The 24811-nt window shown below is 67.9% G+C and carries 25 protein-coding genes and 3 pseudogenes; 17 read left to right on the top strand and 11 right to left on the bottom strand.

Annotated elements, in window-relative coordinates; translation table 11 throughout:
• The first annotated feature begins 40 nt into the window (after positions 1–40).
• Complete coding sequence (locus Pma05_RS39660; RefSeq protein ID WP_203862690.1) at positions 41–1252, top strand: XdhC family protein; 1212 nt, start codon at positions 41–43, stop codon at positions 1250–1252.
• A complete protein-coding gene (locus Pma05_RS39655; protein WP_203862689.1) occupies positions 1252–3462 on the top strand; it encodes a xanthine dehydrogenase family protein molybdopterin-binding subunit in 2211 nt (736 codons plus the stop codon). The genes Pma05_RS39660 and Pma05_RS39655 overlap by 1 nt, the downstream gene beginning before the upstream one ends.
• A 5-nt stretch (positions 3463–3467) precedes the next feature.
• Here the strand turns inward: Pma05_RS39655 and Pma05_RS39650 are convergent, their stop codons facing one another.
• Positions 3468–3668 (bottom strand): hypothetical protein, encoded by a 201-nt coding sequence (locus Pma05_RS39650; RefSeq protein ID WP_203862688.1) that lies wholly within the window; start codon positions 3666–3668, stop codon positions 3468–3470.
• Between the two features lie 271 nt (positions 3669–3939).
• Here Pma05_RS39650 and Pma05_RS39645 point away from each other — a divergent pair, with 271 nt between their 5' ends.
• From Pma05_RS39645 to Pma05_RS39635, 3 genes are all read left to right on the top strand, one after another.
• Positions 3940–4854 carry an FG-GAP repeat domain-containing protein gene (locus Pma05_RS39645; protein ID WP_203862687.1) on the top strand — a complete coding sequence of 305 codons (915 nt, stop codon included), beginning with the start codon at positions 3940–3942 and terminating at the stop codon, positions 4852–4854.
• Positions 4851–7256: a GDSL-type esterase/lipase family protein gene (locus Pma05_RS39640; RefSeq protein ID WP_203862686.1), complete on the top strand. Its 2406-nt coding sequence runs from the start codon at positions 4851–4853 to the stop codon at positions 7254–7256. The genes Pma05_RS39645 and Pma05_RS39640 overlap by 4 nt, the downstream gene beginning before the upstream one ends.
• Before the next feature lie 390 nt (positions 7257–7646).
• Positions 7647–8720 (top strand): Kelch repeat-containing protein, encoded by a 1074-nt coding sequence (locus tag Pma05_RS39635; RefSeq protein WP_203862685.1) that lies wholly within the window; start codon positions 7647–7649, stop codon positions 8718–8720.
• 466 nt (positions 8721–9186) lie between these two features.
• Here the strand turns inward: Pma05_RS39635 and Pma05_RS39630 are convergent, their stop codons facing one another.
• The gene (locus Pma05_RS39630; RefSeq protein WP_203862684.1) at positions 9187–10056 is read right to left on the bottom strand and encodes a helix-turn-helix transcriptional regulator; all 870 of its coding nucleotides are present in this window, start codon (positions 10054–10056) and stop codon (positions 9187–9189) included.
• A gap of 111 nt (positions 10057–10167) precedes the next feature.
• On the opposite strand from Pma05_RS39630, the gene Pma05_RS39625 reads away from it, so the two are divergent.
• The 4 genes and pseudogenes from Pma05_RS39625 to Pma05_RS39610 all read left to right on the top strand — a co-directional run.
• Positions 10168–10983, top strand: coding sequence for an SDR family NAD(P)-dependent oxidoreductase (locus tag Pma05_RS39625; RefSeq protein ID WP_203862699.1), 816 nt, complete (start codon positions 10168–10170; stop codon positions 10981–10983).
• A 64-nt stretch (positions 10984–11047) separates the two neighbouring features.
• Positions 11048–11404: an NAD(P)H-binding protein gene (locus Pma05_RS39620; RefSeq protein WP_203862683.1), complete on the top strand. Its 357-nt coding sequence runs from the start codon at positions 11048–11050 to the stop codon at positions 11402–11404.
• A gap of 388 nt (positions 11405–11792) precedes the next feature.
• The gene (locus Pma05_RS39615) at positions 11793–12509 is read left to right on the top strand and encodes a HEAT repeat domain-containing protein (RefSeq protein ID WP_239314104.1); all 717 of its coding nucleotides are present in this window, start codon (positions 11793–11795) and stop codon (positions 12507–12509) included.
• Positions 12416–12703, top strand: a pseudogene (locus Pma05_RS39610) (transposase); the annotation flags it as partial. The gene Pma05_RS39615 and the pseudogene Pma05_RS39610, both read left to right, overlap by 94 nt.
• Before the next feature lie 593 nt (positions 12704–13296).
• Here Pma05_RS39610 and Pma05_RS43205 read toward each other — a convergent pair.
• The 5 genes from Pma05_RS43205 to Pma05_RS39590 all read right to left on the bottom strand — a co-directional run bounded on the left by Pma05_RS43205 (position 13297) and on the right by Pma05_RS39590 (position 15611).
• Complete coding sequence (locus tag Pma05_RS43205) at positions 13297–13443, bottom strand: hypothetical protein (RefSeq protein ID WP_239314099.1); 147 nt, start codon at positions 13441–13443, stop codon at positions 13297–13299.
• Between the two features lie 612 nt (positions 13444–14055).
• Complete coding sequence (locus Pma05_RS39600; RefSeq protein ID WP_203862680.1) at positions 14056–14511, bottom strand: nuclear transport factor 2 family protein; 456 nt, start codon at positions 14509–14511, stop codon at positions 14056–14058.
• Positions 14508–14675, bottom strand: coding sequence for a carboxymuconolactone decarboxylase family protein (locus tag Pma05_RS43200; protein ID WP_239314098.1), 168 nt, complete (start codon positions 14673–14675; stop codon positions 14508–14510). Before Pma05_RS43200 ends, Pma05_RS39600 begins: the two co-directional genes overlap by 4 nt.
• Positions 14639–14914 carry a carboxymuconolactone decarboxylase family protein gene (locus Pma05_RS39595; RefSeq protein WP_239314097.1) on the bottom strand — a complete coding sequence of 92 codons (276 nt, stop codon included), beginning with the start codon at positions 14912–14914 and terminating at the stop codon, positions 14639–14641. Before Pma05_RS39595 ends, Pma05_RS43200 begins: the two co-directional genes overlap by 37 nt.
• A gap of 67 nt (positions 14915–14981) precedes the next feature.
• On the bottom strand, positions 14982–15611 hold the full coding sequence (locus Pma05_RS39590; RefSeq protein ID WP_203862679.1) for an LUD domain-containing protein: 630 nt from the start codon (positions 15609–15611) through the stop codon (positions 14982–14984).
• Between the two features lie 236 nt (positions 15612–15847).
• On the opposite strand from Pma05_RS39590, the gene Pma05_RS39585 reads away from it, so the two are divergent.
• From Pma05_RS39585 to Pma05_RS39565, 5 genes are all read left to right on the top strand, one after another.
• Entirely contained in the window at positions 15848–16444 is a 597-nt protein-coding gene (locus Pma05_RS39585) for a sigma factor (RefSeq protein WP_203862678.1), read from the top strand.
• A 240-nt stretch (positions 16445–16684) separates the two neighbouring features.
• Positions 16685–16936, top strand: a complete 252-nt coding sequence (locus Pma05_RS39580; RefSeq protein ID WP_203862677.1) for a hypothetical protein — start codon at positions 16685–16687, stop codon at positions 16934–16936.
• A gap of 489 nt (positions 16937–17425) precedes the next feature.
• A complete protein-coding gene (locus Pma05_RS39575) occupies positions 17426–18016 on the top strand; it encodes a carboxymuconolactone decarboxylase family protein (protein ID WP_203862676.1) in 591 nt (196 codons plus the stop codon).
• A complete protein-coding gene (locus tag Pma05_RS39570; protein ID WP_203862675.1) occupies positions 18013–18891 on the top strand; it encodes an RNA polymerase sigma-70 factor in 879 nt (292 codons plus the stop codon). The genes Pma05_RS39575 and Pma05_RS39570 overlap by 4 nt, the downstream gene beginning before the upstream one ends.
• Before the next feature lie 102 nt (positions 18892–18993).
• Positions 18994–20022 carry a WD40 repeat domain-containing protein gene (locus Pma05_RS39565; protein WP_203862674.1) on the top strand — a complete coding sequence of 343 codons (1029 nt, stop codon included), beginning with the start codon at positions 18994–18996 and terminating at the stop codon, positions 20020–20022.
• Between the two features lie 248 nt (positions 20023–20270).
• Here the strand turns inward: Pma05_RS39565 and Pma05_RS39560 are convergent, their stop codons facing one another.
• Both Pma05_RS39560 and Pma05_RS39555 read right to left on the bottom strand, forming a co-directional pair.
• A complete protein-coding gene (locus Pma05_RS39560; protein ID WP_203862673.1) occupies positions 20271–20774 on the bottom strand; it encodes a hypothetical protein in 504 nt (167 codons plus the stop codon).
• A 247-nt stretch (positions 20775–21021) separates the two neighbouring features.
• Complete coding sequence (locus Pma05_RS39555) at positions 21022–21264, bottom strand: hypothetical protein (RefSeq protein ID WP_239314096.1); 243 nt, start codon at positions 21262–21264, stop codon at positions 21022–21024.
• A gap of 288 nt (positions 21265–21552) precedes the next feature.
• Between Pma05_RS39555 and Pma05_RS44225 the strand changes: the two are divergent.
• A pseudogene (locus tag Pma05_RS44225) lies at positions 21553–21732 on the top strand (helix-turn-helix domain-containing protein); the annotation flags it as partial.
• A 58-nt stretch (positions 21733–21790) separates the two neighbouring features.
• Positions 21791–22270, top strand: a complete 480-nt coding sequence (locus tag Pma05_RS43195; protein ID WP_239314094.1) for a DUF5753 domain-containing protein — start codon at positions 21791–21793, stop codon at positions 22268–22270.
• A 112-nt stretch (positions 22271–22382) separates the two neighbouring features.
• Here Pma05_RS43195 and Pma05_RS39545 read toward each other — a convergent pair.
• Both Pma05_RS39545 and Pma05_RS39540 read right to left on the bottom strand, forming a co-directional pair.
• A pseudogene (locus Pma05_RS39545) lies at positions 22383–23173 on the bottom strand (transposase family protein).
• 118 nt (positions 23174–23291) lie between these two features.
• On the bottom strand, positions 23292–23747 hold the full coding sequence (locus Pma05_RS39540; RefSeq protein WP_239314093.1) for a DoxX family protein: 456 nt from the start codon (positions 23745–23747) through the stop codon (positions 23292–23294).
• Between the two features lie 147 nt (positions 23748–23894).
• Here Pma05_RS39540 and Pma05_RS39535 point away from each other — a divergent pair, with 147 nt between their 5' ends.
• On the top strand, positions 23895–24761 hold the full coding sequence (locus Pma05_RS39535) for a sigma-70 family RNA polymerase sigma factor (RefSeq protein ID WP_203862670.1): 867 nt from the start codon (positions 23895–23897) through the stop codon (positions 24759–24761).
• The last annotated feature ends 50 nt before the right edge of the window (positions 24762–24811 follow it).

Raw genomic sequence — 24811 nt, 5'->3', positions numbered from 1 at the left:
TACGAGGCTGTGAGCTCGATGGTCCGCGGCGGCGGCGCTCATGCTTGAACTCGCCGCCGAACTCCTCGAACGCGTCCGCAGCCGGACACCGTACGTGGCCGCCACCGTCACCCGCGTGGGGGGCAGCGCGCCGCGCCAGCCCGGCGCGTCGCTGGTCGTCGACGCCGATGGTGCCGTGCTGGGCAACGTGTCCGGCGGTTGCGTCGACTCCGCCGTCTACCAGGCATGTCAGGAGATGCTGCGGGGGGACCGCAGCCCGAAGACCCTGCGGTTCGGATACACCGACGACGACGCCATCGGCGTCGGCCTCCTCACCTGCGGCGGGACGATCGAACTCTTCCTACGCCACCACGACCCCGGCGCCGAACCCGGCCTCGAAGCGGCGTACACCGACGCGATGCGGGATGAGCCGGTCGCCGTGGCCACGGTCGTGCGCGGCCCGGACGTCCACCTCGGACGGATGATCGTCGTGCGACCCGGGCGGCCCTGCGAGGGAACCCTCGGCGACGAACGGCTCGACCAGGTGGCCGTCGGCCACGCCACCGGTGTCCTGCACGCCGGAACGAGCGGCACCGTGGAGATCGGGGTGGCCGACGGCTACTGCCAGGAGCCGATGACCCTGCTGGTCGAGTGCGACACCCCGGCACCACGGATGCTCATCTTCGGGGCGATCGACCATGCCGCGGCGCTGGCCCGCCTGGGCACCTTCCTCGACTACCGGGTGACCGTCTGCGACGCGCGGGCCACGTTCGCCACGCCGGACAGATTCCCGTACGCCGACGAGGTCGTCGTCGACTGGCCGCACCGCTATCTGCGCGCACAGCGCCTCGACCGCAGCACGGTCATCTGCGTACTGACCCACGACCCGAAGGTCGACGTGCCGCTGCTCACCGCCGCCTTGCGACTGCCGGTTGGCTACGTGGGGGCGATGGGGTCACGGCGCACCCACCAGCAGCGCCTGGTGCGGCTGCGCGAGGCCGGCCTGACCGAGCGGGAACTCAGCCGCCTGCACTCGCCGATCGGGCTCGACATCGGTGCCCGTACTCCACAGGAAACGGCGCTGTCGATCGCGGCGGAGATCGTCGCTCATCGGCTCGGCGGCACCGGGGTGCCGCTGCGCAGTGGGGTACCCATCCACGGTCGCGGCGTCCCGTCGCCGGCTGCCTTTCCGCCGGCCTGGACGGCGGAACATCTCGACCATGCCGTCGGCATAGCCCGGCCTCGGTCTTCCTCTCGCAGTCAGGAGTCATGATGACCGTCTCACCAGTCGGACGCGATATCGACCGCGTCGACGGCCGGTCGAAAGTCACCGGCACCGCCCGGTACTCGGCCGACTATCCAGCCTCGAACCTGGCCCACGCCTACCTGGTCACCAGCACGATCGGGCGGGGCTCGATTCGCACCATGGACACCACCGCCGCGCAGAACGCCCCCGGCGTCGTCGGGGTGTACAGCCCGGCCAACCCGCTCGGGCTGCGGCTGGTGCCCGGCATCGGTGAACAGTACGCGCCCCTGGAGGACACCCAGATCCGCTTCCGTGGGCAGATCATCGCCATGGTCGTCGCCGAGAGTTCCCGGCAGGCGCGTGACGCCGCCGGGCTGATCAGCCCGACCTACGACGAACAGCCACCGCGGACCTCGCTCGCCGACGAGCCTCGCGTACCGGCTGCTGGGCCGCCCGGCCACCCGCCCAGCGCCCTGGTCCTCGCCCCGGGGGTCGCCTCGATCGAGGCGGCGTTGGCTGCCAGCGACGTCGTCGTGGAGGCATCCTTCCATCAGCCGATGCAGCATGCCGTCGCGATGGAACCCCATGCCGTCCTCGCCGAGTGGAACAGCGACCACACCCAGCTGACTCTGTACAGCGGCGCGCAGTTGCCCCATACCGCCGCCTTGGGGGCAGCCATACGGCTCGGCGTCCCGCCGACGGCGGTCCGGCTGATCACCCCGTACGTCGGCGGCGCTTTCGGCAGCCGGGTGATTCCCTGGTACGACGCCCCTCTGGCCGCAGCCGCAGCCCGCCAGTTGAACCGCCCGGTCAGGCTGGTCCTGGCTCGGGAGCAGGTGTTCACCGTGGTCGGCCACCGTAGTGCGGTCAACCAGACCATCAAGCTGGGCGCCTCCCGTGGTGGGGTGCTCAACGCGGTCAGCCATGTGAGCGACGCCTCGATGCCGTTTGTCGGCTACCGGCAGATGCAGCCGGCCGTCGACACGTCGGCCGTGCTGTACAAAACCCCGAACCTGCACTTCGACCAGCGGCACGTCATGCTGGACGTGCCCCCGACCTGTGCCATGCGGGCACCCAACGAGGCTCCCGGAGCCTTCGCGCTGGAGACCGCGATGGACGAACTCGCCGTCGCCACCGGCATCGACCCGGTCGAGCTACGGCAACGCAACTACGCCACCGTCGTGCCCGGGACGGGCCTGCGGTGGTCGAGCAAACATCTCGACGACTGCTACCGCGTCGGCGTCCGACGCTTCGGCTGGTCGGCCCGCCGTGCCGAGCCCCGCAGCCGGGTCGACGGGCAATGGCTGGTCGGGATGGGAATGGCCACGGCCATCTACCCGGGAAACCGCATACCGGACCCCGTCCAGGTTCGGGTCCGGCTGCGCGACGACGACACCGCCGTGGTCTCCTCCGCGACCGCTGATACCGGCACCGGCGGGTTGACCATGCTGGCGATCACCGGAGCCCACGGGTTGGGCGTCCCGCTCCGTCGGGTGAAATCCGAACTCGGTGACACCAACCTGCCGCCGGGCGCACCGGCCGTGGGATCCATGGCCACCGCCAGTACCGTGCCGGCGGTCGAAGCCGCCGTCAACGCGGCGGTCGCCGAACTCATCAAGGTCGCGGTCACGGATCCGCGGTCACCCTGGCAGGGTGCGAACAGCGAGGACCTGACCTACGAGAACGGCCACCTGAGGGGGAGGGGTATCTCGATGTCCTTCGGCCGCCTGCTCACCACGGTCGGCCGCCCGAGCGTCGAGGCCACCGCAGCGGCCCAGCCCGGCCCGGAAGCGACCCAGTACGAGTTCCACAGCTTCGGCGCTCACTTCTGCGAGGTCAGAGTCAACCGGTACACCGGTGAACCCCGCGTCACCCGCTTCACCACGGTCGTGGACGTCGGCCGCGTCGTGAACGCCCAGGCCGTCCGGAGCCAGATCGTCGGAGGCGTCATCTTCGGCATCGGTCACGCGCTGTTGGAGGACAACCCTCTCGAACTCGATACCGGGCGGCTGGCCGCCAGCAACATGGCCGACTACATGGTCCCCGTCAACGCCGACATTCCCGCCATCGACGTCCACTGGCTCGACCGGCCTGATTCCGTCCTCAACAGCCTCGGCGCCCGGGGTGCCGGAGAACTCGGCACCGTCGGCTCGGCCGCCGCAGTCGGCAACGCCATCTACAACGCCACCGGCACCCGGATCCGCAGTCTCCCCATCACCCTCGACAAACTGCTGTAGACCATTCAGACGTACAGAAGCACGAGTCGCCGCATAACCCTCGACGCCAGCAGGTACGGCTGTTGATAGGCGGAGCTGATCACGGTCGGGTCCTCGGCGGTGAACTCGGCTGCGGCGAGAGCGGGCAGGGTGCTGCACGTGGTTGCGAAATCAGCCAGTTCGGCGTCGATGCGGGTGACCTCTGCGGTCAGCACGGTGATCTGCACGCGCAGCTGGTCGGCAGCCTGAATGAACCTTTTTCAACCTCCCCTTGCGGTCCGGCGGACCCCAAGGTCGGACACGGTGCCCGAGCGCCACGCGGTTCAGGTTGAAAAAGGTTCAATGGGCGGCCCATATTGGTCGCCGACAACCGATTTACGACTGACCGCAACAAATTCCCCTGCACAGGTATAGGAGCCGTGTGTGTCGACAGCAAGAAAAGTCTCCGACAGGCGACGCCGTCCGCGAAGTCTTCGCGCGTGCATCGTCGTGTCCACGATGTTGGCAACCGGACTGTCACCACTCATCGCGCCGGTTCAGGCATCGGCCGACCAGGCTGCCGCCGACCGGTGCACCGAGCGCAATGGCTGGATCCCACAGGGCGTGGTGGCCCCTGCGATCCCTGGGATCACCGGTCCGGGCCTGGTTCGGTTCGCCGACCTCGACGGTGACGGGGACGACGACCGCCTGCTGCTCGACGAGATCGGCGGCGTCCGGGAATGGCGCAACGATCGCGACGGCAGATGGTCCTACCGCGGGCGAATCGCCTCAGGTCCCGGTTTCGCGCCGGACCGGGTCAAGTTCGCCGACATGAACGGCGATGGCAGGGACGATTACCTGGTCGTGAAGGACAACGGCGCCATCGACGCCTGGATCAACGAGGGCGGCGATCTGACCGGTCCGGACGGGATCACACCCGGCTGGCGCCCGGTGGGCCAGATCGCCCGCGGTACCGGTGCGTCGGCACACCAGATCTTCTTCGGAGACCTCGACGACGACGGTGACGACGACTATGTGACCCAGGCAGCTTGGAATCAGCCGATGTACGCCTGGCGCAACAACGGCGGTGACCGGCCAGGGTATGACGGCTGGTCGGCCTGGGGTCTGGTCGCCGAGACGAACGTCCTGCTGAGAGAAGCCCGCCTCGGCTTCGGCGATGCCAACTGCGACGGGCGCGACGACCTGCTGATCCTCGAACTGAGCAGCAGACTGACGGTCTGGGCCAACGCGGAACTCAGGGACGGTGTCCCACTGTGGTTGCCGTCCACCGGGGACGCGAGGGGTACGGGTGACCCGATCGACCGGATCATGCTGGCCGAACTCAACGGCGACCGGCAGATCGACTACCTGGTGATGCGGAGCGACGGGGCGGTCGTGGGCTACCTCAACAACGGGGGCGACACCCTGCCATGACCTCGATTCTGAAGCACCGCCCGCGAATTGGCGTCGTCGCCGTGATCGTCGTGTTGGCTGCCACCCTCGTCGTGGTGGGGCACGGCGGCCCGGCCGTCGCGGAGGACCGGCCGCTGTCCAGTACCCCCCTGTTCACCTGGAACATGCAGGGCGCCAACGAGGCGGGCGCCAACAACAACAAGTGGCAGAACTCCGTCCGGCGGTATGCCCGGCAGTTCTCTATCGTGATGTTGCAGGAGGCGGGTGCCGCACCGGCGGAGTCGGCCACTCGGCTGCCGGACCTGACCCGCACCACCATCGACGGGCACGGCGCCATCGTCACTCACACCATCCAGCACCACAGCTGGAATTTGGGCACCCAGTCCCGTCCGGACATGCGAGACATCTACTTCCTGCACACGCAGAACGGGGTCGGCGGCCGGGTCAATCTAGCGATGGTCGTAAACGGCCAGCCCGACGAGGTGAACGTCGTCCAGAACCCGGTCGACGCCGGTCGCACCGCCCTCGGCGTCCGGTACGGTGCGAGTTGGTATTTCACCGTACACGGGCTCTCCGGCGGCGGCGGTGACTCCGCCGTGTTGCTGGACGCCGTCGACGACCAGGTGATGCGATGGGCAGACGACCGGAACGTCACCTATCAGTGGACGGTCGGCGGCGATTTCAACGTCGAGCCCAATGTGCTCGCCGGTCGGGACCGCTTTCCCGTCGCCCGCATCCTGCACACCAACAGCAACACGCCGACCCACAACAGCGGGAGCAGGCTCGACTACTTCGTCACCGACAACTTCGGCGACGACGTCGGAAGCGGCTGGGTCGTCGACATACCGCCGTCGGATCACCGGCCGGTCGCGGTCGGCCGGCTCCGGGCGAACGCCGAACCGCCGTCCTCCATCCGTCTGATGCCGATGGGCGACTCGATCACCCAGGGGCTGGGCAGCGGCAACGAGTCAGGCGCCCGCGACGAGATCCAGGCCGACATCGGCCAGATCAGCGACGGCCAACTGTTCGGCAACCCGGACAGCCTGCTCCTGTTCGACTCCCTGGAGAGGCGGGACCTCGTCGGTGAGCGTCAGCACGGCTCCGGCATCCCGGACCGGGACCACGAAGGCTGGCCCGGATACACGATCGACCAGATCGCCCAGGAGGCGTCTGACGCCGTGCCGGCCATGCGGCCCAACGTGGTGACCTTGCTCGCCGGCACCAACGACATGGTGCGCAACGTCGACGTGGCCAACGCCCCGGGTCGGCTGAGCCGGCTGATCGACCAGATCTACCAGTGGTCGCCCAGGGTCGCGATCGTGGTGGCGACGCTGCCGCCGTCCCAGGACGAGGCCTATCAGGGACGGATCAACGCCTACAACGCGGCCATCCGGCAGATGCTCGATGCGCGGATAGTGAACGGCGATCACCTGGTACGGGTGGATCTGAGCGCGGTCACCACCGCGGACTTGGCCGATGTGGTGCACCCGACCGACGCCGGTTACCGGAAGATCGCCGACGCCTTCGTGGCAGGCGTCCGGACCGCCCTGATCAACGGCTGGGTGGAGTCTCCCGCACCGGTGGAGCAGCCCAGCGGGTGCCTCGTCCGAGGCGGATACGACCCCCGGGGACGGATCTGGGGCGGCCTGCCCGGCGACCCGGACGTGGCCCGTGCGATGAGGTACGCCGACATCGACGGCGACGGCGTCGACGACATCATCTGGATCTCTCCGACCGGCGCGGCGACAGCCTGGCTGAATCGCAGCCGGGATGGCGGTAGCACCTGGATCTATCGTGGCGAGATCGCGATGGGTACGGGCCTCGGACCCGACCGGGTGTTCTTCGCTGATCTCGACAACGACCGCCGCGACGACTACATCGTGATCAGGCCGAACAACGTGATCGACGCCTTCTACAATCGCGGTGGGGACACCGTCGACGCCGACGGGTGGCACGCTGGCTTCGAACCTCACCTGAACTACGGTCGTGGCACGGACAGTCCGGTCGACCGGATCAGATTCGCCGATCTGGACGGCGACGGACGGGCGGACTACGTACGGTTGCTCGATTTCAACAACAGGGTCGAGGTCTTCTACAACCGCGGCGGTGACACTCCGGGCCACAACGGATGGCAACCCGGGGGCGCGATCTTGACCAACCTCCCGTCGCGGTCAAATACACAGATCGAGTTCGCCGACCTGAACTGCGATCGTAGGGCCGACTACATTGCCCTGGACGCCCGCGGTGTTCCGACCGCCTGGTTCAACACCGGCCGCTCCGATTGGCTCGAACGTGGTCAGATCGCCACCGGAACCGGCGGAGTGATTGCGCTGCCCGAACTCGACGGCGACGGCCGGGCCGACTGGGTCAGGATCGCCCGGAACGGCGCGCTCGATGCCTGGATGAACCGGGGTGGCGATTAGTAGCGTCTTGTTGGGTTGGCACCAACTAGCCCGCGTGATTCACGGTGATAGTCGAGTCGGGACTGCCGGCGGCGTGTAGATAAGCGAAAGTGCCACCATTCCCGGCCACACGGAACCCGATGCCCTCTTGCGCGAGCGCTGCGGTGCTGGCTCGGGACCAATCCGACCCGCACCGCAGCCGCGGCGAGGAGCGGAAGCGGCGCGGCAGAGGTTCTCCGATTGTTGACCCGAACGATGCAGGTACCGGTTCACCCGCGCGACCAGCCGGTCGCGTGGCAGCGACAAGCGACGATCTCTTGGCGGGGTTCGCTGACAACCCCCGCGTGAGCCGTCGGTCCGTGCGACTTACCACGACCACCGGCCAACACACCGATTCATCGGAGGCAGCAAATGCGACGACGGACAGTTCTCACCCTCGCCAGCGCCATCGCCTTGGCTCCAGCCGTACCCGCCCAGGCGCATCCGGGGCACACCGTCCCGACCACCCCGACCCTTCCGCCCGCTGGCAGCGGAGCGGCCTACGGTAGCGGCTGGGAACCGTTGGCCCCGATCGCCGGCGGCCCGCGGCAGGAACACAGCGTCGCCGCCGTCGGCGGCAGGATCTATGTCATGGGCGGCATCCTGCCCAACCCCGCCGGCGGTGTCACCACCACCGACCGGGTCGAGGTCTACGACCCCCGGCATGACAGTTGGTCGCAGGCCGCGCCCCTGCCCGTCGCCATGAACCACCCGAACGTGGCGGCCGTCGGCGGGCGCCTCTACGTGCTCGGCGGCCTCTCCGGTGGCGCGTCGTGGCAGGCCCTGCGCGACAGTTTCGTCTACGACCCGCGGACCGACCGTTGGACCACGCTTCCTCCGGTACCGGCCGGCACCGAGCGGGGCAGCGCCGCCATGGGCGTACGCGGGACCAGGATCTACCTCGCCGGTGGGATGCGTACCCTGACTCCCGGCCCGGGCGGACTACAGGACACCGTGGCCACCGTGTCGTCGTACGACGTCGTCACTGGCCGCTGGGCGACGCTGCCCAGCCTCCCCGAGGCCCGTGACCACGTCGGTGGCGCGATCGTCGGCGGGACGTTCTATGTGCTCGGCGGTCGCGACCGCGGCCAGGTCAACGTGCGGGACACCGTTTACGCGCTCGACCTGAACAGCGGCCGGTGGACGCGGCGCGCTCCGATGCCGACCCCGCGCGGCGGCATCGCGAGCGCCGTCGTCGGCGACCGGATCTACACCTTCGGTGGGGAGGGGAATCCGGCCGAGGGATCGAACAGCATCTTCGCCGAGAACGAGGTGTACGACACCCGGAACGACCGCTGGCACCGCCTCGCTCCGATGCCCCGCCCACGACACGGTACGGCGGCAGTCGCGGTCGGTGGCACCATCTACATCCCCGGCGGTGGCAACCTCGGCGGCGGCGCTCCGGTCGACGTCAACGACGCCTACCGACCGACCCCGCGCCGCTGAGTTCCTGATCGGCCGGGGCCGAATCTGCCAGGGTGTTGATCACGGCACCATCCGGCCCGCGCAGTGATCGCCGAGGTGGTGGTGGTCGGGATATCCGGCCACCACCACCAGGCGGGGCGACCTGGCCCCCCGTCCCGGCCGCACGGCAGCAGGTTGTCGGCGACTCCGCCAATGCCGGATCGCTGATCGGACGCGACGGCTCGCACAGCCGCGTACGCGGGCTGGCGGACCTGCGGGTGGAGACCTATGGCCGATCATGGTTTTGGCTTCGCGGTAAAGACCGGCCACCTCCAAGAGACAGCGTCAGAGGCTCGGGTGCACGCCGGCAGCGCCGCCCCCTTCCTGCAACCACCTGTGTGCCCGCGCGGGTGGTTCAGTGAACCTTTTTCAACCTCTCCTTGCGGTCCGTCGTGGCGGGAGGTGGAAGTCGGGGCGGACGCACCGCGCGGTTCAGGTTGAAAAAGGTTCAGTCTGTGGGCGAGCGAACGTCTTCCGCCCGGAGGACGGGTCGCGTCTGTGCGGCCAGAGACGCGAGCAGGGCGAGCTGGTCCCTGCTCTGCGGGTGCGTATCGGCGGGGTGGTAGATGACGAGCAGTTGGTCGCCGGTCTCGTCGATGGCGAGCTTGGAGAGGTTCAGCTCCATCGGGCCGACCTGCGGGTGATCGACATGGACGAGTCCGCCCCGGGGCGGCCGCACATCGTGGCGAGCCCAGGCTTTCCGGAACCCATCGCTTGCCAGCGACAGCTCACCGACCAGTTGCACGACCCGTGGATCGTCGAGATCGGATCCCACGCGTTGACGGAAGATCGCGACTATCTCGCGTCGGTCGAGGTGCATTCGCTCGTCCGTGTCGAGGAACACCGCACGTAGCAGGTTTTCCCCTAACCGGAACTCTGGAGACAGGGCCAGTGCCAACGGGTTGATCGCGAGCACGTCCAGGTACCGGCCGGTGACGAACGCCGGCAGGTTGATCGAACCGACGAGATCCATGATCCGGGGGTTGACGGTCTCACGGCGCCGGGGTGTGCGACGTGCTCGTGGCTTTGTGGCGCTCAGTTCGAGGACGTACTCGACGGAGGACTCGTCGAGCTGTAGCACCCGGGCGATGGCTTCGAGCACCTGCACCGAGGGGTTCCGGTTGCGCCCCTGCTCCAGCCGCAGATAGTAGTCCGAGCTGATGCCCGCGAGCATGGCCACCTCTTCGCGGCGCAGCCCCGAAACCCGACGTCGTCTGTCCTCGGGCAGGCCGACAGCCGTCGGGGACACCAGCTCGCGCCGAGCACGCAGGTAGTCGCCGAGCCTGTTCTCGCGGCCCCCACCGGTCTCGTTCGCCATTGTCGTCGATGGTAGTTCTCACGAGGTGGCGTTGCCTGGTCCTGCCACTCCCAGGGTCGAGGTGGCCCTCCCCCCAGTCCGCGGGTCCCCGCACAGTGGTTGTTGAGCGTGATGTACCCCGGCTGGCACGCGCGCTCGTCTGCCACAGCCGTACCACAGGAAAGGGTTCTCGTGCCCAACAATCGCATCGCCCTTGTCACCGGAGCCAACACGGGCCTGGGCAAGCAGGTAGCCACCGAGCTGGTCTCGGACGGGGTCGCCGTGTTCTTCGGGTCCCGCGACCTCGCGCGCGGCCAGGCGGCGGCCTCCGAGATCGGCGACGGTGCCACCGCGCTCCAGCTCGACGTGACCGACGCGACCTCGATCGCCGCAGCCGCCGAGCGGATCCGTGAGGACGCCGGCCATCTCGATCTGCTCGTCAACAACGCCGCCATCTCGACCACCCGTACCGACGTTGGCGACATGGCCACGCTTCGCGCCCTCTCGGTCGCGAGCAGAGTGCCGCTGGACGAGGTACGGGCCGTATGGGAGGTCAACGTCTTCGGCCCCCTGGCGGTGTATCAGGCGATGCTGCCGCTGCTGCGCGAGTCGCCGGACGCGCGCATCGTCAACGTCACGAGCGCCGTCGGCTCGCTCACGATGATGGCCGACCCGACCTCCCCGTGGCACTCGAACTTCGAGCCCGTCTACGCCGCATCCAAGACAGCGCTGAACGCCGTGACGCTGGCCATGATGGTCGAGCTGGAGGGGACCGATATCAAGGTCAACCTCGTCTCGCCCGGGTTCGCGAACACCGCACTGGTCAACTTCGAGGGTACGGAGTCGGTCCAGGACGCCGCGCGCGAGATCGTACGCGTCGCCCGCCTCGGGCCCGACGGGGCCACTGGCACCTTCACGCTCTGGGACGCCGTGGACCTCCCCTGGTGACCGACTGCGTCGCGGTTGACGCGACCCCTGTGCATTCCGGTGAGGCGATGCGAAGGAGTGGGCCATGAAGGTCTTCCAGATCGGTACAGCAGGTGGGATCGGCCAACGGCTCGCTGCCCTGTTGAGTGCACGCGGCGACGAGGTGACGGGGATGCACCGCGCCGCATCTCAGGCTCAGACGGTGATCGCCGCGGGTGCGATGCCACTGGCAGGCGATCTCGTCGCGGACGACCTCGGAACGCTCGCGGGGTGGATGCGCGGGCATGACGCCGTCGTTTTCTCCGCAGGTGCACACGGCACCGGACGGGACAAGACCATCGCGATCGACGGCGAAGGACTCGTCAAGGCCGTGGCGGCAGCCACGCAGGCCGGGGTGCTCGTCGGGGCGTCGACCCTCTCCCGTGGCTCACCCGCGAGGTAGCGGCGGACCATCTCGTCCACCTCGAACTCAAGGACGGGCGGCGCCTGGCTACCCCGGTTCGGCTGGACAAAGATCGTCCGGCACAGTCTGGTCCTCGGCGCGGCGTCTCCGGACGACCCCGCCCTGACCGTGCTTGTGGCGGCGGTGGTCATCGAGCTCACGGAGATCTCGCCCTGGCTGACCGCGTGGTCGCCCAGGCGGGGAAGGCGTGGACACACGACCGCGCCCTGCGCGGCCTACGCCGAGGAATGGTTAGCCGTCATGAGTGCTGATGGGCGTGACGGTTATCGTCTGGCCCACCCTTGGTTCTGCGGCCGTGGGTACGACGGCGATCGGTGCGTGCGGTTGACGGTGTGGCGGGGTGCCGACCGCCTGGTAGGGAGCATGGATGAGGTGGTTGTCGAGTGACATCTGGCGTCGCCTGCGCGGCAGGCGGGACGCCGCGCCGCAGGCGCCGCTCGACACGGTGAGTGACATCGCGGCCGGGGTGCCAGCACGGCTGGCTGCGGTGGATGTCTTGCACACGTCGGGCGGTCCGCTGGTCGTGGCGGCGCTGTGCGCGGCCCTGGACGACGCGTACCCGGCGGTCCGCCACCGGGCGGCCGGCATCCTCGGCCGGCTGGGCGATCAGGCGGCGGTCGACCCGTTGTGCCGGCGGTTGTGGCACATCCTGCGTGACCCAAAGGCGTCCTTCGACGACGTCGGGTCGCTCGTTGATGCGCTCTCCGGGTTCACCGGCGACCCACGGCCGGTCGAGCCGCTCCGGGCAGCCCTGCTCGACGAGCGGTCGTATAGGTCATGGTCCGCGACATCGGTCGATGCCGACTTCAATGCCAACCTGGCGGATGCGTGTATCGCCTCGGCGCTGCGGAAGCTCGGCGGGAGGCGGCTGGTCATCGACGGCTACGCCGGGGCGTTGCGGCACGACGACGAGTACTTCCGCCGGCGCGTGGCGGACCACCTGGCTGGCATCGCGTGGCGCGCGGTCACGCCCATCAGTAGCGACTACGGCAGTACACCTCCTGGGTCTTCACCCGTCGGGTCCACGACGCCGGCCTCGCGCCGTCGATGGGCTCGATCGGCGACTGCTACGACAACGGCATGATGGAGTCGTTCTGGGGCCGCATGCAGACCGAACTCCTCAATCGACAGCGGTGGCGCACCCGGATCGAACTCGCCAACGCGATCTTCGACTACCTCGAGATCTTCCACAACCGGCAACGCCGCCACAGCTCACTGGGCATGCTCAGCCCGATCGAGTATGAGAGAGTCCGACCGATGTCCCTGTCCGTGGCATGAAACCAACCACGACGACTCCGTGAAACCCGGGGAACATCATTCTTGATCATGGTCTGATGGCCGTGGGGAGAAAGTCATCCGTGGCGGCACCGAAGAAGTACCCGGACGAGCTACGCCAGCACGCGGTGCGGTTGTACCGCGAGTCGCACCCTTATACGGCAGTGACACTTCGCGATTGGGGACCTGGAGGCGCATCCCGTGGCGCCGGATCAGCCTGCCCAGGGAGTCGGTCCCTGTCTGGCGACCGTGAGGGCGCTTGGTGCGGTGGCTGGCCAGATGTCGATCTGGTAGCTGAGATAGTCACCTGGTATGTCTGGGTTGGAGCCGGCGGGCGGAGCTGACGGTACGTAGGAGACTCGCACGCGGTACCGGCCAGGCGTCACGATCAACGCGTATTCGGGCTTGGGCGGCTGCGTGCAGCCCACGATTGATGCGACGCCGGTTGGGACGTCGAGGTCGGCCTCCACAACAACATGCTCGGCGTTGGCGGTCAGTTGCGGCGGGCTGGACCGGACTGCCAGGACCGTTTCAACGAGGTCCTCACGTGCCGTCCCCACCGAGATCGAGTGCGGTTCCAGCCCAATCCGGTGTATCTAGACGGCGTCGGCGGTCCAGCAACCTGCTGGACGATCAGGGTCCATCGCCGCGCCGGCGCGCATCGCCTGGCCGTGAGCATCAGCGTCTTGAACGTAGAACTGCCCGTAGTCAGCGAACAGAACGACCTGCCGCGGCGCGATCACTGCCGCAGCGTAGTCCGGCGGCGACATTCGCGGTCCTGCTCGGTGAGTCGCCGCGCAGGAGGGCGGTCACCGCGCGATCATGCAGTGTTTGTGAGGATAACTTCAGATTCCGCGATGGCCGTGGGCCACAGCGTAGACCTTGCCAGGTGGCAGGCGGTGCGGTCCTGCCGGCGGGCAGACTGATGGTGCGCTGACCACGACCTACCTCGATCATCGCCTGGTAGGTCGGGTGCGGGTTGTGGTTGTCGGGGGAGCGGACTGGGAGCATTGCCGTGCTCCCAACGGCGCTGAACCGGGCTCAATGTCAACGGCCAAATCTGATTGGCCGTTGACAAGCCCCAACTCCCGATAGAGGCGGCCCTTGTCGGCAGGCTCGGCGTCGAGCCCGGCACGTTTGACAACGCGGCGAGCTGGGCATGGATCGGTGCGTGTGTCGGTGGGTTTCTGCCGACACACGTATCCAGCGGGACACCAGCCAGTGAGGCGATGCGCGGCACCCGCCGTGATCAGTCCACGGCGGGACCTGGAGCCCCTCGCTGACACCGAAAAGCATCCGATCACATGGCACCACGATCGGAACCTCCCGGGGCAGTACAACCAGCGGCCTGCGGGTTACTGGTCGTCCCAGGATCCCTGGGGCGGTGCGCCCGTCAGCGGAGTGGTGTCGAGGTATCTGGGCTCGAGGACGCGCTCGGTGAACTTCCAGCCATGCCGGGTGCGCTGGTAGCGGTCGTGGAACAGGCCATACATGACGACCGATCTGCCGTCGCGCTGGCGACCGATCTCGAAGATGTATTCCCGGCCGGACGCGGCGTCGCCATCGAGCTGGATCGTGCCCTGGTGGCTGTTTTGCACCCAGAACTCCCACGCAGTTTGCATCCGTTCGATCCCGGCGCGGATCTCCTGCCACCCTGTGAGCTCGACGTTGGCGAAGGGAATCCGCCACACCGCGTCCTTGGTAAACAGCGACGCGAAACGGTCGTAGTCGCCGACCATGGCCGCGTCGAGGTGTTCGCCGCGCAGCACCTCGATCTCGGTGCGGTCAGCGATGGTCGCAAGGTCGCTCATTCGTGTCCTCCATGATGTCGGTGAGTATCCTGTTGGCTGGATCGCGAGTTGTAGTGCTTGGCGGCGTTGGCCCCGGCCTCGTCGGTGACGCCGCCGGCAGCGTCGGCGATACAGGTCCCCTGCTCGGTCAGTTCCAGGGCGGCGCGCTCGGCGTCGGTGAACACCACGACCTCCCGCCAGGTCGCGATCCGGTTGAGACGGGTGGAGGTATCCCAGGGTGCGCGGCCTTGGTGTGTATGTTGGTGCAGGCACCGCGGCCGTTGATCTGGCTGGCGCGGATCTCCACCAGCGCGATCGTCGCGGCCGGCAGCGTCGAGTCCTTGAGCGCCTTCGCCGCCCCGATGATCTGCTTCAGGGAACTGGCGGCGACCGGGCTGCCCACCAGGTTCAAGTGGGCATTCATCGTGTGCTCCTTACGGTTGTCGCTGATGACACCTCAATTGGGTTCCCCGATGAGGAGTGCCGGTGATTCAGAAGCCGATGGCTTCACGGAGCAGCAGGACGGTTCCGCGCTCGGGCTGGAATTCGGCGTTGAGGATGAGGAGGCGGTTGATGGCGCTGGGCCACCCGTGAACCTTCTGGGTGCGGGCGGTCTCCAGCGGGAGGCAGTGGTCTTCGACGCGGCGCAGCGCGGTGTCCAGGTCGGGTACCACCTTCTGCGCCCCGACGATCCAGATCGCGCGGGCGGCGCCGCCGGCGTAGCCGGGTAGCTGGCTTCCGCTTCCTGAGGCGATCACGAGGGAGCCGGTTTCGGTGACCGCGTGCACGCTGCCCACGATGACGTCCGGGGTGGCGCCCACCCGCCGGATGTCGTCCATCCGGGTGGCGCGGTCCATGGCCAGGAGGCGTGGTTTGACGGCCTGGTACCGTCCGCCGGCGTTGATGTCCTCATCGATGCCGGACAGGCGGAGGGTCTCGCTGGCCCCGGTGAACACGCTGGCGTCCTCCGGGATCAGCTCTTTGACGCGGGTACGCTCGGCTGCGGCGTCGTCGAGGACTTCCACGGTGAAACCGTGTGCGGTCAGCGCAGCGGCCGCCCGCTCAAGGCGCTGCGCGGACGCCGGGTCGGTGAACGGGGCTGCCCGCATTGAGGTGGTCATGACGTCTCTGCGCCCCCTGTTCGCTGGATGATGTGTTTGTCTTATTAGTTCGACAAGACAGCCCCGCGGAATGTGAGGCGACGCACCGGCCTCACATTTCGGGGGCTGTCTTGTCGAACTAATGAGGGCAGACACGACCAAGGGAGCCGTCGGCACCATGACCACCGGACCCCGGCCTGGACACGGCCGGCCCGATCCCGGCCTGGACGCGATCACGAGCGAGCGACGCCCAGCTGATGAATCTCGCCTACCGGCTCCTGGGCTCTCCGGCCGAGGCCGAGGACGCCGTCCAAGAGACCTACGCCCGCTGGTACGCCACGTCCCTCCAGCAGCAGGACGCCATCGAATCCCCCGGCGCCTGGCTGACGACGGTCGCCGGCCGCATCTGCCTCAACCTGCTCAACTCCGCCCGGGCCCGGCGAGAGACCTATGTGGGCGAATGGATCCCCGAGCCGCTACCCGGACGTACGGAGCGGAGCACCGGACGGCCGGGCGCCAACATCGTCGACCCGGCCGAACGGGTCATTTTGGATGAGTCGGTCAACATGGCCTTCCCGGTTGTGCTCGACTCGATGACCTCGGCCGAACGCGTCGCGTTCGTCCTGCACGATGTCTTCTTTCACTCCTTTGCCGAAGTGGCCGAGATCGTCGGCCGTACCCCGGGAGCACCTGCCGGGTGTGGCGACCGCGACGCCCGATCTCCACGGCCCGCGCACCACCAACTTCCACAAAGGAGTGCCGGCAGCAGGTCCCGACATTGCGGTCGGGGTGCGGAGATCTCGTCGAACGTCAGATTGGTACCGGATCGGTGTGATGGTGTCGCCGCTAGCTGATCTTCCTCGGTCTCGCTAGATCATTTTCCTCACCCAGAAGAGCCGTCCCACATGGATGGCGGTCTCCGTTGGTCGCGGTGTTCATGGCCGTGACTCCGGAGGGTGGCAGTGCTGTTCTGGGAGGAAGACGTGGAAGCGCATGCGTTGCGACGGTGGGGGTAGTCGATCTCGATCGCGCGGCATCTGGGTCATGATCGAAAGACGGTTCGGGCGTATCTGAATGGGGTTCGTGAGCCGGGGGTGCGGCGTAAGTCGGTGCCGGATCTGATCGACCCGTTCGTGGAGTACTGCAGGATCCGACTGGCTGACGATCCGCATCTGTGGGCCTCGACGTTGTTGGATGAGCTGCGGCTGTTGGGGTTCACCGGCTCGTACCAGTCGTTGACGGCGGCGATCCGGCGGTTGGGGCTGCGCCCGTCCTGTCAGGCGTGCCACGCGGCCCGCGGCCGGGACGTGGCGATCATCGAGCATCCGGCGGGTGCGGAGACCTAGTTCGACTGGGTTGAGCTGCCGGACCCGCCGGCGGCGTGGCGGTGTGGCCGGGAGGCGCATCTGCTGGTCGGGGCGTTGTCGCACTCGGGTCGGTGGCGTGGTGTGCTGGCTCTGCACGCCAGCGGCCCACAGGGCTTACTTGAGCCGGATGCATGGAAATCGTGCACGTCCGGTTCTGAGGGGGCGGCGGTGCGGCAATGCGCCGTCGCTACCCGGCCGTTCCGCTCGGCCGTACGGAAGGTCGTACCGCCGCGCCCCGGCCGCCGCACTTAAGTCGGGGGCGGAAGTTTCGGTCACCGTGCGCTTGGGCGCCAAGGTCAAGTACGCGATCTCCTCGATCCCCGCCTAGCACGATCGAGTACACCGCGCCGCTACGACGAGCAGGCCAGTCGTTTCTCCCGCTCGATGTCACATCCTCGGCACGGCCGGTGTCTCCATGGCATGACGATCTACCAACCCCTCGGTACAGCCAGCGACGCAGGAGGAGACATGGAGCATACGACCCGCATCCCCTCGGCCGAGATCACCGGCGTCAAGGGAGCCCTGATCAAGCGGATGATCGAGAAGAGACTGGGCAAGGTGCCGACGGCGGTGGGCGTCTACTGGCACAACCCCAAGGTGTTGTTCGCCAGCTTCGGCCTCGGCGGCAAGGTGCAGAAGTGGGATGCCTGCGACGAGGGCCTGAAGTCGTTCGCCCATATGGCCGTCGCGTCGCTAGTCGGCTGCACGTGGTGCCTGGACTTCAACTACTTCGAGACCCGCAACAAGGGGCTCGACGTGGAGAAGGCGCGCGAGATCCCGCGATGGCGGGAGGTGGACGTCTTCACTCCCCTGGAGCGGGACGTCCTGGAGTACGCCGAGGCGATGAGCCAGACACCGCCGACCGTGACCGACGAGCTGGTGGACCGGCTGCACGCCGAGCTGGGACCGGCGGCCGTGGTCGAGCTCACCTCGGTGATCGCATTCGCGAACATGAGCACGCGTGGCAACGTGGCGCTCGGCATCGAGTCCGACGGCTTCGCCGCCACGTGCGGCTTGAAGCCGCTGGCCGAGCGACCGGGAGTAGCGTCCGCGTCATGAGCGAGGAACCCTTCGTCGCCCACCGCAGCCTGCTGTTCACCGTCGCCTACGAGATGCTCGGCTCGGTCGCCGACGCCGAGGACGTGGTGCAGGAGACCTGGCTGCGGTGGGCAGCGTTGGTCGACGCCAAGCGCTGCGAGGTCCGGGACCCTCGGGCATACCTCGTGCGGATCGTGACCCGGCTCTGCCTCAACCGGATGCGCACGCTCGCGCGACAGCGCGAGGAGTACGTGGGCGCGTGGCTGCCCGAGCCCGTGCTGACCAGCCCGGACGTCGCCGAGGACGTCGAGCTTGCGGAGAGCGTGTCGATCGCCATGCTGGCGGTACTCGAGACGCTGCTACCGACGGAGCGCGCGGTCTTCGTGCTCCGCGAGGTCTTCGACGTGCCGTACGACGAGATCGCCGAGGCGCTGGACAAGTCGCCAGCGGCGGTGCGCCAGATCGCGACGCGGGCCCGCAAGCACGTGGCGGCACGCCGGCCGCGGATGTCGGTGAGCCGGACCGAGCAGGAGCAGGTGGTCGAGCGGTTCCTCGCCGCCCTGACCACCGGCGACGTGCCCGGACTGCTCAAGGTGCTGGCTCCCGACGTGCTCGTCGTGGGCGACGGCGGCGGCCTGGCCCCGACAACCCCGAAGCCGGTCCGAGGGGCCGCGAAGCTCGCCCCGGTGATGGCCCGCTTCGCCGAGGTCGCCCCCGACGCCAGGGCTTTCATCGTCGACGTCAACGGCGGCATCGCGGCGCGCATCGACCCCGGCGGCGAGAACGACACGGCCGTGTCGTTCGTCATCGAGGACGGCCGGATCACCCAGATCTACGCGATCCGCAACCCGCACAAGCTCAAGCGGCTGGGCGAGGTAGCCGAACTTCGACGGTAAGTCCAGGCTCACCCATGCTCACATCTGCCGCAGGTCGGTGCGACACGATATCGCACGTTTTGAGCAGTTTCGTCGATGGGAGGTTTAATTAGGATTCCGGGCATGTCCGAACCCGGTTCCATCATCGTCAGCTCGCCTCCCCGCGGCTGGATCCGCGACTTTGACCTCGTCGTCCTCGACGGCCGGTTGGTTCTTGTCGGCACCCCCGACCGCTCCCACCGTGCCTGCACATGGGACCCGATGGCCGACCGGTGGACGGAACATCGCCTCGACAACCCCTGGCTGGAAGAGTCGGACGGGGACTACACGGAACTCTGGGCGCTCGGCGCGGCGGTTGTGGACGGCCGGATCGTGATCGGTGGTGGCGGCGACCACCAGGGCTTCGCGATGTGGGACCTGGAGACCGGCCAGGTGAGGTTGAGCGCGCAGGAAGGCGGTATGGGCTCGGCGGTCAGGGCCGACTTCGGCGGACGCTCGATGCTCGTCGTGGGTTTTCCGGGTACGTGGAGTTTGCAACTGTGGGACCCGTCGGTGGCCGAGCCCGATGACGATGATGCCTCGGACGATTCCGAGCTGGATCAGCCTTCGCCCTACGACCTGCTGGTCGAGGTTGAGGAGTTGTGCAGCCAGTCATACGCCAGCAGCGCCGTCGCGGCGGGAATGCTGGGCGACCGACCGGTCGTTGTGGCTGGCGGCAACGATGGTGGGGTGCTCGTGTGGGACATCGACGAGCAATGCTTGCTCGCCGAATTCGACGATCTCGATCAAGAACTGTGCGACTTCGCCCTGGCTGCCGTGGACGGCCGCACGCACGTAGTGGCTGCAGGCGAGCACAGCCTTGTGCGGGGCGATCCGGAAACCGGCAAGTGGGCCGAGCCGTTCACAGTTCCCAGCGGCAGAATCTCCTGCCTGGACGCCGGCACGGTGAATGACCGTGCGATCGCTGTCACCGGTGCCGAGGACGGCACGATCTGCGTCTGGGATCTGACCCAGCACCGGCTGCTCGGCCAGCCGTTCCGCGAACACAGTGGCGAGGTATACGGCGTCCGCCTAACCGACCTCAAGCACCGCCCAGTGGTCATCAGCACAGCACACGGTGACTCCGTGCGAGTTTGGGAGCTCCCTCTATAGACCGGCCTCACGAGGACAACGGCAACAGCCATGGAGGACGCGGCTTGATCTTCAACCTGCGGTCGGCGCGGCGCCGTGGTCGAGTCCCGGTCGGCCGCGCGCGGGCCCTGTCTCGGCCCGAGCATGGCCGGATCGAGTGGTGCCGGGTCCGTCGGCGCCCTCACTGGCCGGATCGTGGGAAACAGCGACTGGTGATCGAGAAGGGCGTCCCGGCGGCCGTAACGGCTGCCGGGACGCCCTGAAGACGGTCAGTTACCGGTGAAGACGATGATAGCCCCGGTGGCGTGTACAAGGCTGTCGCTGACCCTGTAGCCGCCATAAACCCGTTTTTCACCCGACTCGGTCCAGTCGAAGTTGCACCTGGCCCATGTGCCGTTTCCATAGGGGTTGCGACAGTACCGGCCCGTGACCGAGCCCGTGCCGCCCGTGACTGCCGCGATCGCCGAGTGCGTGTCCTCCTTGCCGTCCTTGACGTAGACGTAGTCACCGTCGAAGTTGATGCAGACCCTCGTGTAGTGCATGTCCGCGGACGCCGTGGCGCATTCGTCTTCCCCTGCCGGGCCTCCGACCTGGACGCCGGTCTGGCAAACGGAACTCGCGTAGGCGACGCAGTCGTCGTACCAAGACTCGTCGGCCATGGCTGACGTCGGTGCGGCGAACACCACGAACGCTGCGGTCACGAGAGCGAGGGCCCCGCCAACAGCGCGCCGCGTCCGCGCGAGTCCGCCCCGAACCGTCGTCATGTGTCTCAAGGAGTGCATCCTCTCTGAATCTGGTGCGATCTACATCCGCACGGAGAGCACGCTATGACGCCGCATCCTGCAGGGCCACCGTGCACGATGCTCAAATTCCTCATCGAGCTGTGCACGGTGTCCCGTTCACGGCGCGGGAGGCCGTGCCGTCCAGGGGCCCGGCGGGGCTGGGCGGGTGGCCGGTGGGGGACATTGGTGGGTATGGCGGCTCGTGGCGCTCGACCGTGACGTTGCGCTTATCCGACCGTCAGCCGTCCGGGGGCTGTGGCATTCGCGGTGCCCGTGGGGCAGCCCAGTCCGGGAAACGATCGTGCAGCGCTCCGGGCTTCGGTGCGCCGTGCGGGTTGAGGCGGTGCAGGTCTTCGACCGCGTTGTACAGCATCCCGGCGAGGTAGATCGACAGGGCGACGTGGCTGCTCCGATAGTCGGCCAGGAGGCTGAGCCGTGCGGTGGCGCAGGGCCACGGGGCGCCGCAGGCCGGCAGAGCCACAATCGGGCGGAGGGGGACGTGGGGCCGCGTGGGCTGCGAAGAGCCGGTCAACGTCGCCCTCCCTTTCTCGGCAGCTGACCTGGAGGAGGGGCCGTCCGTCGCCGACGTACCGGACGGCCCCTCCACGGTTTCGCCCGTCCTCTCGGGTCGGATCCGGGCGGTGCCGTTGTGCACAGTCTGGTGAGGACAGCACTACGCTCGAAAGGCATTCGGCTGCCCGGTGTGCCTGACGGGGCCGCCGGTGAGGTCCGTGAGAAACGCGGGGCGCGGTGGTGAGGAGGCCTGCGGATGGACGAGCGTTTGCGGGTGCTGATCGAGGAGCTGCGGCACATGCGGGCGGCGCGGAAGATGACCTGGGAGGACCTGGCGAAGGCGATCAGCTATTCGCCGTCGACGGTGGCGATGGTCGAGACCGGGGCACGTAAGCCACCGCCGGACTTCTGGGATCTGGTCGACGCGGCGCTCGACACCGGCGGCGCGTTCGCCCGGATGCTGGTGCGGTTCGGTCGCCGCAGTGGATGCGGGAGTGGGAGGCAAACGAGCGCAGGCGACCGTACTCCGATCGTTCGAGCACGTGGTGGTGCCCGGGTTGTTGCAGACCGCGGCCTACGCCCGCGTCCTGTTCCGCAGCGTCGGCCTCTTCGACGAGGAGGAGGTGGAGCGGCGGGCGGCGGCGCGGCTGGAGCGGCAGGCGGTGCTGACCGGCGAGCGGCCGCCGCAGCTCGTCGCCGTGTTGGACGAGCACGTGCTGCGCCGCCCGGTCGACGGCCCGCTGGTGATGCGCGAGCAGTTGCTGCGCCTGGTGAAGGTGGGCACGGAACATCCCCGGGTGCGGCTGCACGTCGTGCCCGCCTCGGTCGGCGCGTATCCGGGTGTCGCCGGAGCCTTCGTGCTGGCTACCCTGCCCACCGGGGAGGATGTCGCCTACCTGGACGACCAGCTAAGAGTGACCGGCAATTGGTGTTACTTGAGCCTGCGGGTGGTGGGTCGGGTGTCCCAGCGGTAGAGCGCGCGGGGCGCGTTGGATGAGTTGACGGATCGTGACGATCGCGGCTGCCAGGTACACCTACAGGATGGCTCATAGCTCGGTGGAGGCGTTGCCGGCAGGGGTGCGGGTGTCAGCCCGTCAGGATGATGTTGTGAAGGTGGGCGATGCCGGAGGCGGTGTCGGTCAATGTGTGGGCGGCGCGGCGGTAGTCGCGCAGGATTTTGAAGCATTTCATTCTGGCCAGTGCGTGTTCGACCTGTGCCCGGACGGTGCGACGCTGCTTGTTCAGGTCGGTCTTCCAGTCGGGTAGCTCCCTGCCGTCGGCGGGCTTGCGGCACGGGATGATCACTTCGGGGTTGCCGCGGTAGGCGCCGTCGGCCATGACCAGCCGTCCAGCCAGCTTCTGGTCGAGGCCTGAGGTGCGTAGACGATCGTGTCGTTGCGGTTGCCGGGTTGTGGGTCGCCCAGGACGACGACGAGGTGGGTGTGGGCGTCGATGGCGACCTGGAGGTTCGTGCTGTAGCGGTAGTTCTTGCTCCGGGCGGCCAGGCGGTGGTCCCGGGTCGGGATGAGGGTGCCGTCGACGATGGCGATCCGATCGACCCGGCGACGGCGTACCGGCGCCAGGGCGAGCAGGGGGCCGACGGTGTCGATGACCGGGTGAGCGGCGGAGTGGACACCCCGAACAGCGGACGATCTGCCGCATCGTCAGGTTCGTCCGCCATTACGACGCGACGAGCAGCACCCGATCGGGGAGGTCGAGAGACCACTGCCGGCCGGGCCGGCCGTCGGCGATCGCGTCACCGCCACGCTCGGCGACCAGTCAGACCGGCTTGCGGAACTGGACGGGCTGCAACCCGGTGAACGGGAAGATCCACTCCGGACGGCCGCTGAGATCACCTGTACCCCGAAATGATCCACCACGGATCCGGCACTGACAGCGTTTGAATGGCTGGGTCTGGTCTGGATAGCGCCAAGTGTGACCAACCACTATGGACGCCTGGTCAGGTTCGATCTATGCCTGTGGTGTGAGCGCCAATCATGGGGTGCTGTGCTCCACGCCTCGTGTGCTTGTCGGCGTGGCGGGGTTGTCCCGCTGCGGGTGTACGAGGTCTTTCCAGTCGGCCGGCCAGTTCGCTAGAGCGACCATGGTCATGATCACCAGATGGATGGGAGCCGAGACCTCTTCGTAGAGTGCCGCATCATCGATCAGGTGCGTGGTGACCGCGGCGGTGAGGAGAAAGACCAGGCCCGTGGCGCCGATGAATCTGAACCGTTTGAGTGGGATGACCAGCAAGATCGCGCAGGTCAGCTCGATGGCGCCGACGACGAACCTGAACCAGGCGGGAAAGCCCCAATCGACAAACTTCACCGAGTACGCCGAACCGAAGAACGTCGGGCCCGGCCAGAACTTGGTGGCGAAGCCGACGAAGAACTCTGCGGCCAGGACCCAGTAGAAGGCCATGCGCAGCCGTGGCGGGATGCGTGCGGACATGATGTTTCCTCCGATGGAGAACGGGTGCGCTCAAGCCGGGCATGAACGACACCACGGTGTCGCCACCCGGCCGTCCTGCTGCTCGTCACACCCGCGACGTTTCGCGAGTCATAGACAATGACTTGCTGCGACGGAGGAATGTGACCGATGAGCGAACGCGATTTTCTGACCGACCGGTTCGAGGAGAACCGCGGGCATCTGCGGGCGGTGGCCTACCAGATCCTCGGCTCGGCGGCCGAGGCCGACGATGCCGTCCAGGAAGCCTGGCTCAGGCTCAACCGGTCCTACACGAGCGAGGTGGAAAACCTGCGCGGGTGGCTCACCACTATCGTCGCCCGCGTGGCGCTGACCATGCTGCGCTCACGTACCGCTCGGAGCGAAGATCCCTTGGACGTGCCCGTGCTGCACCTGGCCCACAGCAGCGACGACCCCGAGCACCAGGCGATCTTGTCCGACTCGCTCGGCCTTGCGCTGCTGGTGGTGCTGGACACGTTGGCTCCCAACGAACGCCTGGCCTTCGTGCTGCACGACGTGTTCGCTGTGCCGTTCGAGGAGATCGCTCCCATCGTCGACCGGACGCCGGCCGCGGCCAGAAAGCTCGCCAGCCGAGCCCGACGCCGTGTCCATGGAGCGGCACCGTCCCCCGGCACCGACCTGGCCCGGCAGAGGGAGATCGTCCGTGCGTTCCTCGCTGCCTCGCGGCGCGGTGACTTCAACGCGTTGCTCGAGATACTGCACCCGGACGCCGTGCTCCGCGCCGACCGCGCCGCTACGGTCATGGGCGCCACCGGGCTGGTCCATGGCGCCTCGGCGGTCGCCGACGCCCTCTCTGGCCGCGCCCTCCACGCACGTCTGGCACTGATCGACGGGGTGCCCGGCGCGCTGTGGACTCAGGCCGGCCGACCCCGCGTGGTCTTCGCCTTCACGACCTTCGCCGACAAAATCGCCGAGATCAATCTGATCGCGAACTCCGAGCACCTCCACATGCTCGATCTGGTGATGCTCGAGGACTGACACACCTCGCGCAAACACGGATCCCGCCTTCGGGTGTGTCAGGCGAAGGG

Source organism: Plantactinospora mayteni, assembly GCF_016862935.1.
Lineage (GTDB): Bacteria > Actinomycetota > Actinomycetes > Mycobacteriales > Micromonosporaceae > Plantactinospora > Plantactinospora mayteni.
This window is presented reverse-complemented; position numbering and strand designations above follow the sequence as displayed.

Coding starts and splice junctions, on each gene's coding strand:
- Pma05_RS39660 (WP_203862690.1), top strand. CDS start 41: ATGCTTGAACTCGCCGCCGAACTCCTCGAACGCGTCCGCAGCCGGACA.
- Pma05_RS39655 (WP_203862689.1), top strand. CDS start 1,252: ATGACCGTCTCACCAGTCGGACGCGATATCGACCGCGTCGACGGCCGG.
- Pma05_RS39645 (WP_203862687.1), top strand. CDS start 3,940: ATGTTGGCAACCGGACTGTCACCACTCATCGCGCCGGTTCAGGCATCG.
- Pma05_RS39640 (WP_203862686.1), top strand. CDS start 4,851: ATGACCTCGATTCTGAAGCACCGCCCGCGAATTGGCGTCGTCGCCGTG.
- Pma05_RS39635 (WP_203862685.1), top strand. CDS start 7,647: ATGCGACGACGGACAGTTCTCACCCTCGCCAGCGCCATCGCCTTGGCT.
- Pma05_RS39630 (WP_203862684.1), bottom strand. CDS start 10,056: ATGGCGAACGAGACCGGTGGGGGCCGCGAGAACAGGCTCGGCGACTAC.
- Pma05_RS39625 (WP_203862699.1), top strand. CDS start 10,168: ATGTACCCCGGCTGGCACGCGCGCTCGTCTGCCACAGCCGTACCACAG.
- Pma05_RS39620 (WP_203862683.1), top strand. CDS start 11,048: ATGAAGGTCTTCCAGATCGGTACAGCAGGTGGGATCGGCCAACGGCTC.
- Pma05_RS39615 (WP_239314104.1), top strand. CDS start 11,793: ATGAGGTGGTTGTCGAGTGACATCTGGCGTCGCCTGCGCGGCAGGCGG.
- Pma05_RS39600 (WP_203862680.1), bottom strand. CDS start 14,511: ATGAGCGACCTTGCGACCATCGCTGACCGCACCGAGATCGAGGTGCTG.
- Pma05_RS39595 (WP_239314097.1), bottom strand. CDS start 14,914: ATGAATGCCCACTTGAACCTGGTGGGCAGCCCGGTCGCCGCCAGTTCC.
- Pma05_RS39590 (WP_203862679.1), bottom strand. CDS start 15,611: ATGACCACCTCAATGCGGGCAGCCCCGTTCACCGACCCGGCGTCCGCG.
- Pma05_RS39585 (WP_203862678.1), top strand. CDS start 15,848: ATGAATCTCGCCTACCGGCTCCTGGGCTCTCCGGCCGAGGCCGAGGAC.
- Pma05_RS39575 (WP_203862676.1), top strand. CDS start 17,426: ATGGAGCATACGACCCGCATCCCCTCGGCCGAGATCACCGGCGTCAAG.
- Pma05_RS39570 (WP_203862675.1), top strand. CDS start 18,013: ATGAGCGAGGAACCCTTCGTCGCCCACCGCAGCCTGCTGTTCACCGTC.
- Pma05_RS39565 (WP_203862674.1), top strand. CDS start 18,994: ATGTCCGAACCCGGTTCCATCATCGTCAGCTCGCCTCCCCGCGGCTGG.
- Pma05_RS39540 (WP_239314093.1), bottom strand. CDS start 23,747: ATGTCCGCACGCATCCCGCCACGGCTGCGCATGGCCTTCTACTGGGTC.
- Pma05_RS39535 (WP_203862670.1), top strand. CDS start 23,895: ATGAGCGAACGCGATTTTCTGACCGACCGGTTCGAGGAGAACCGCGGG.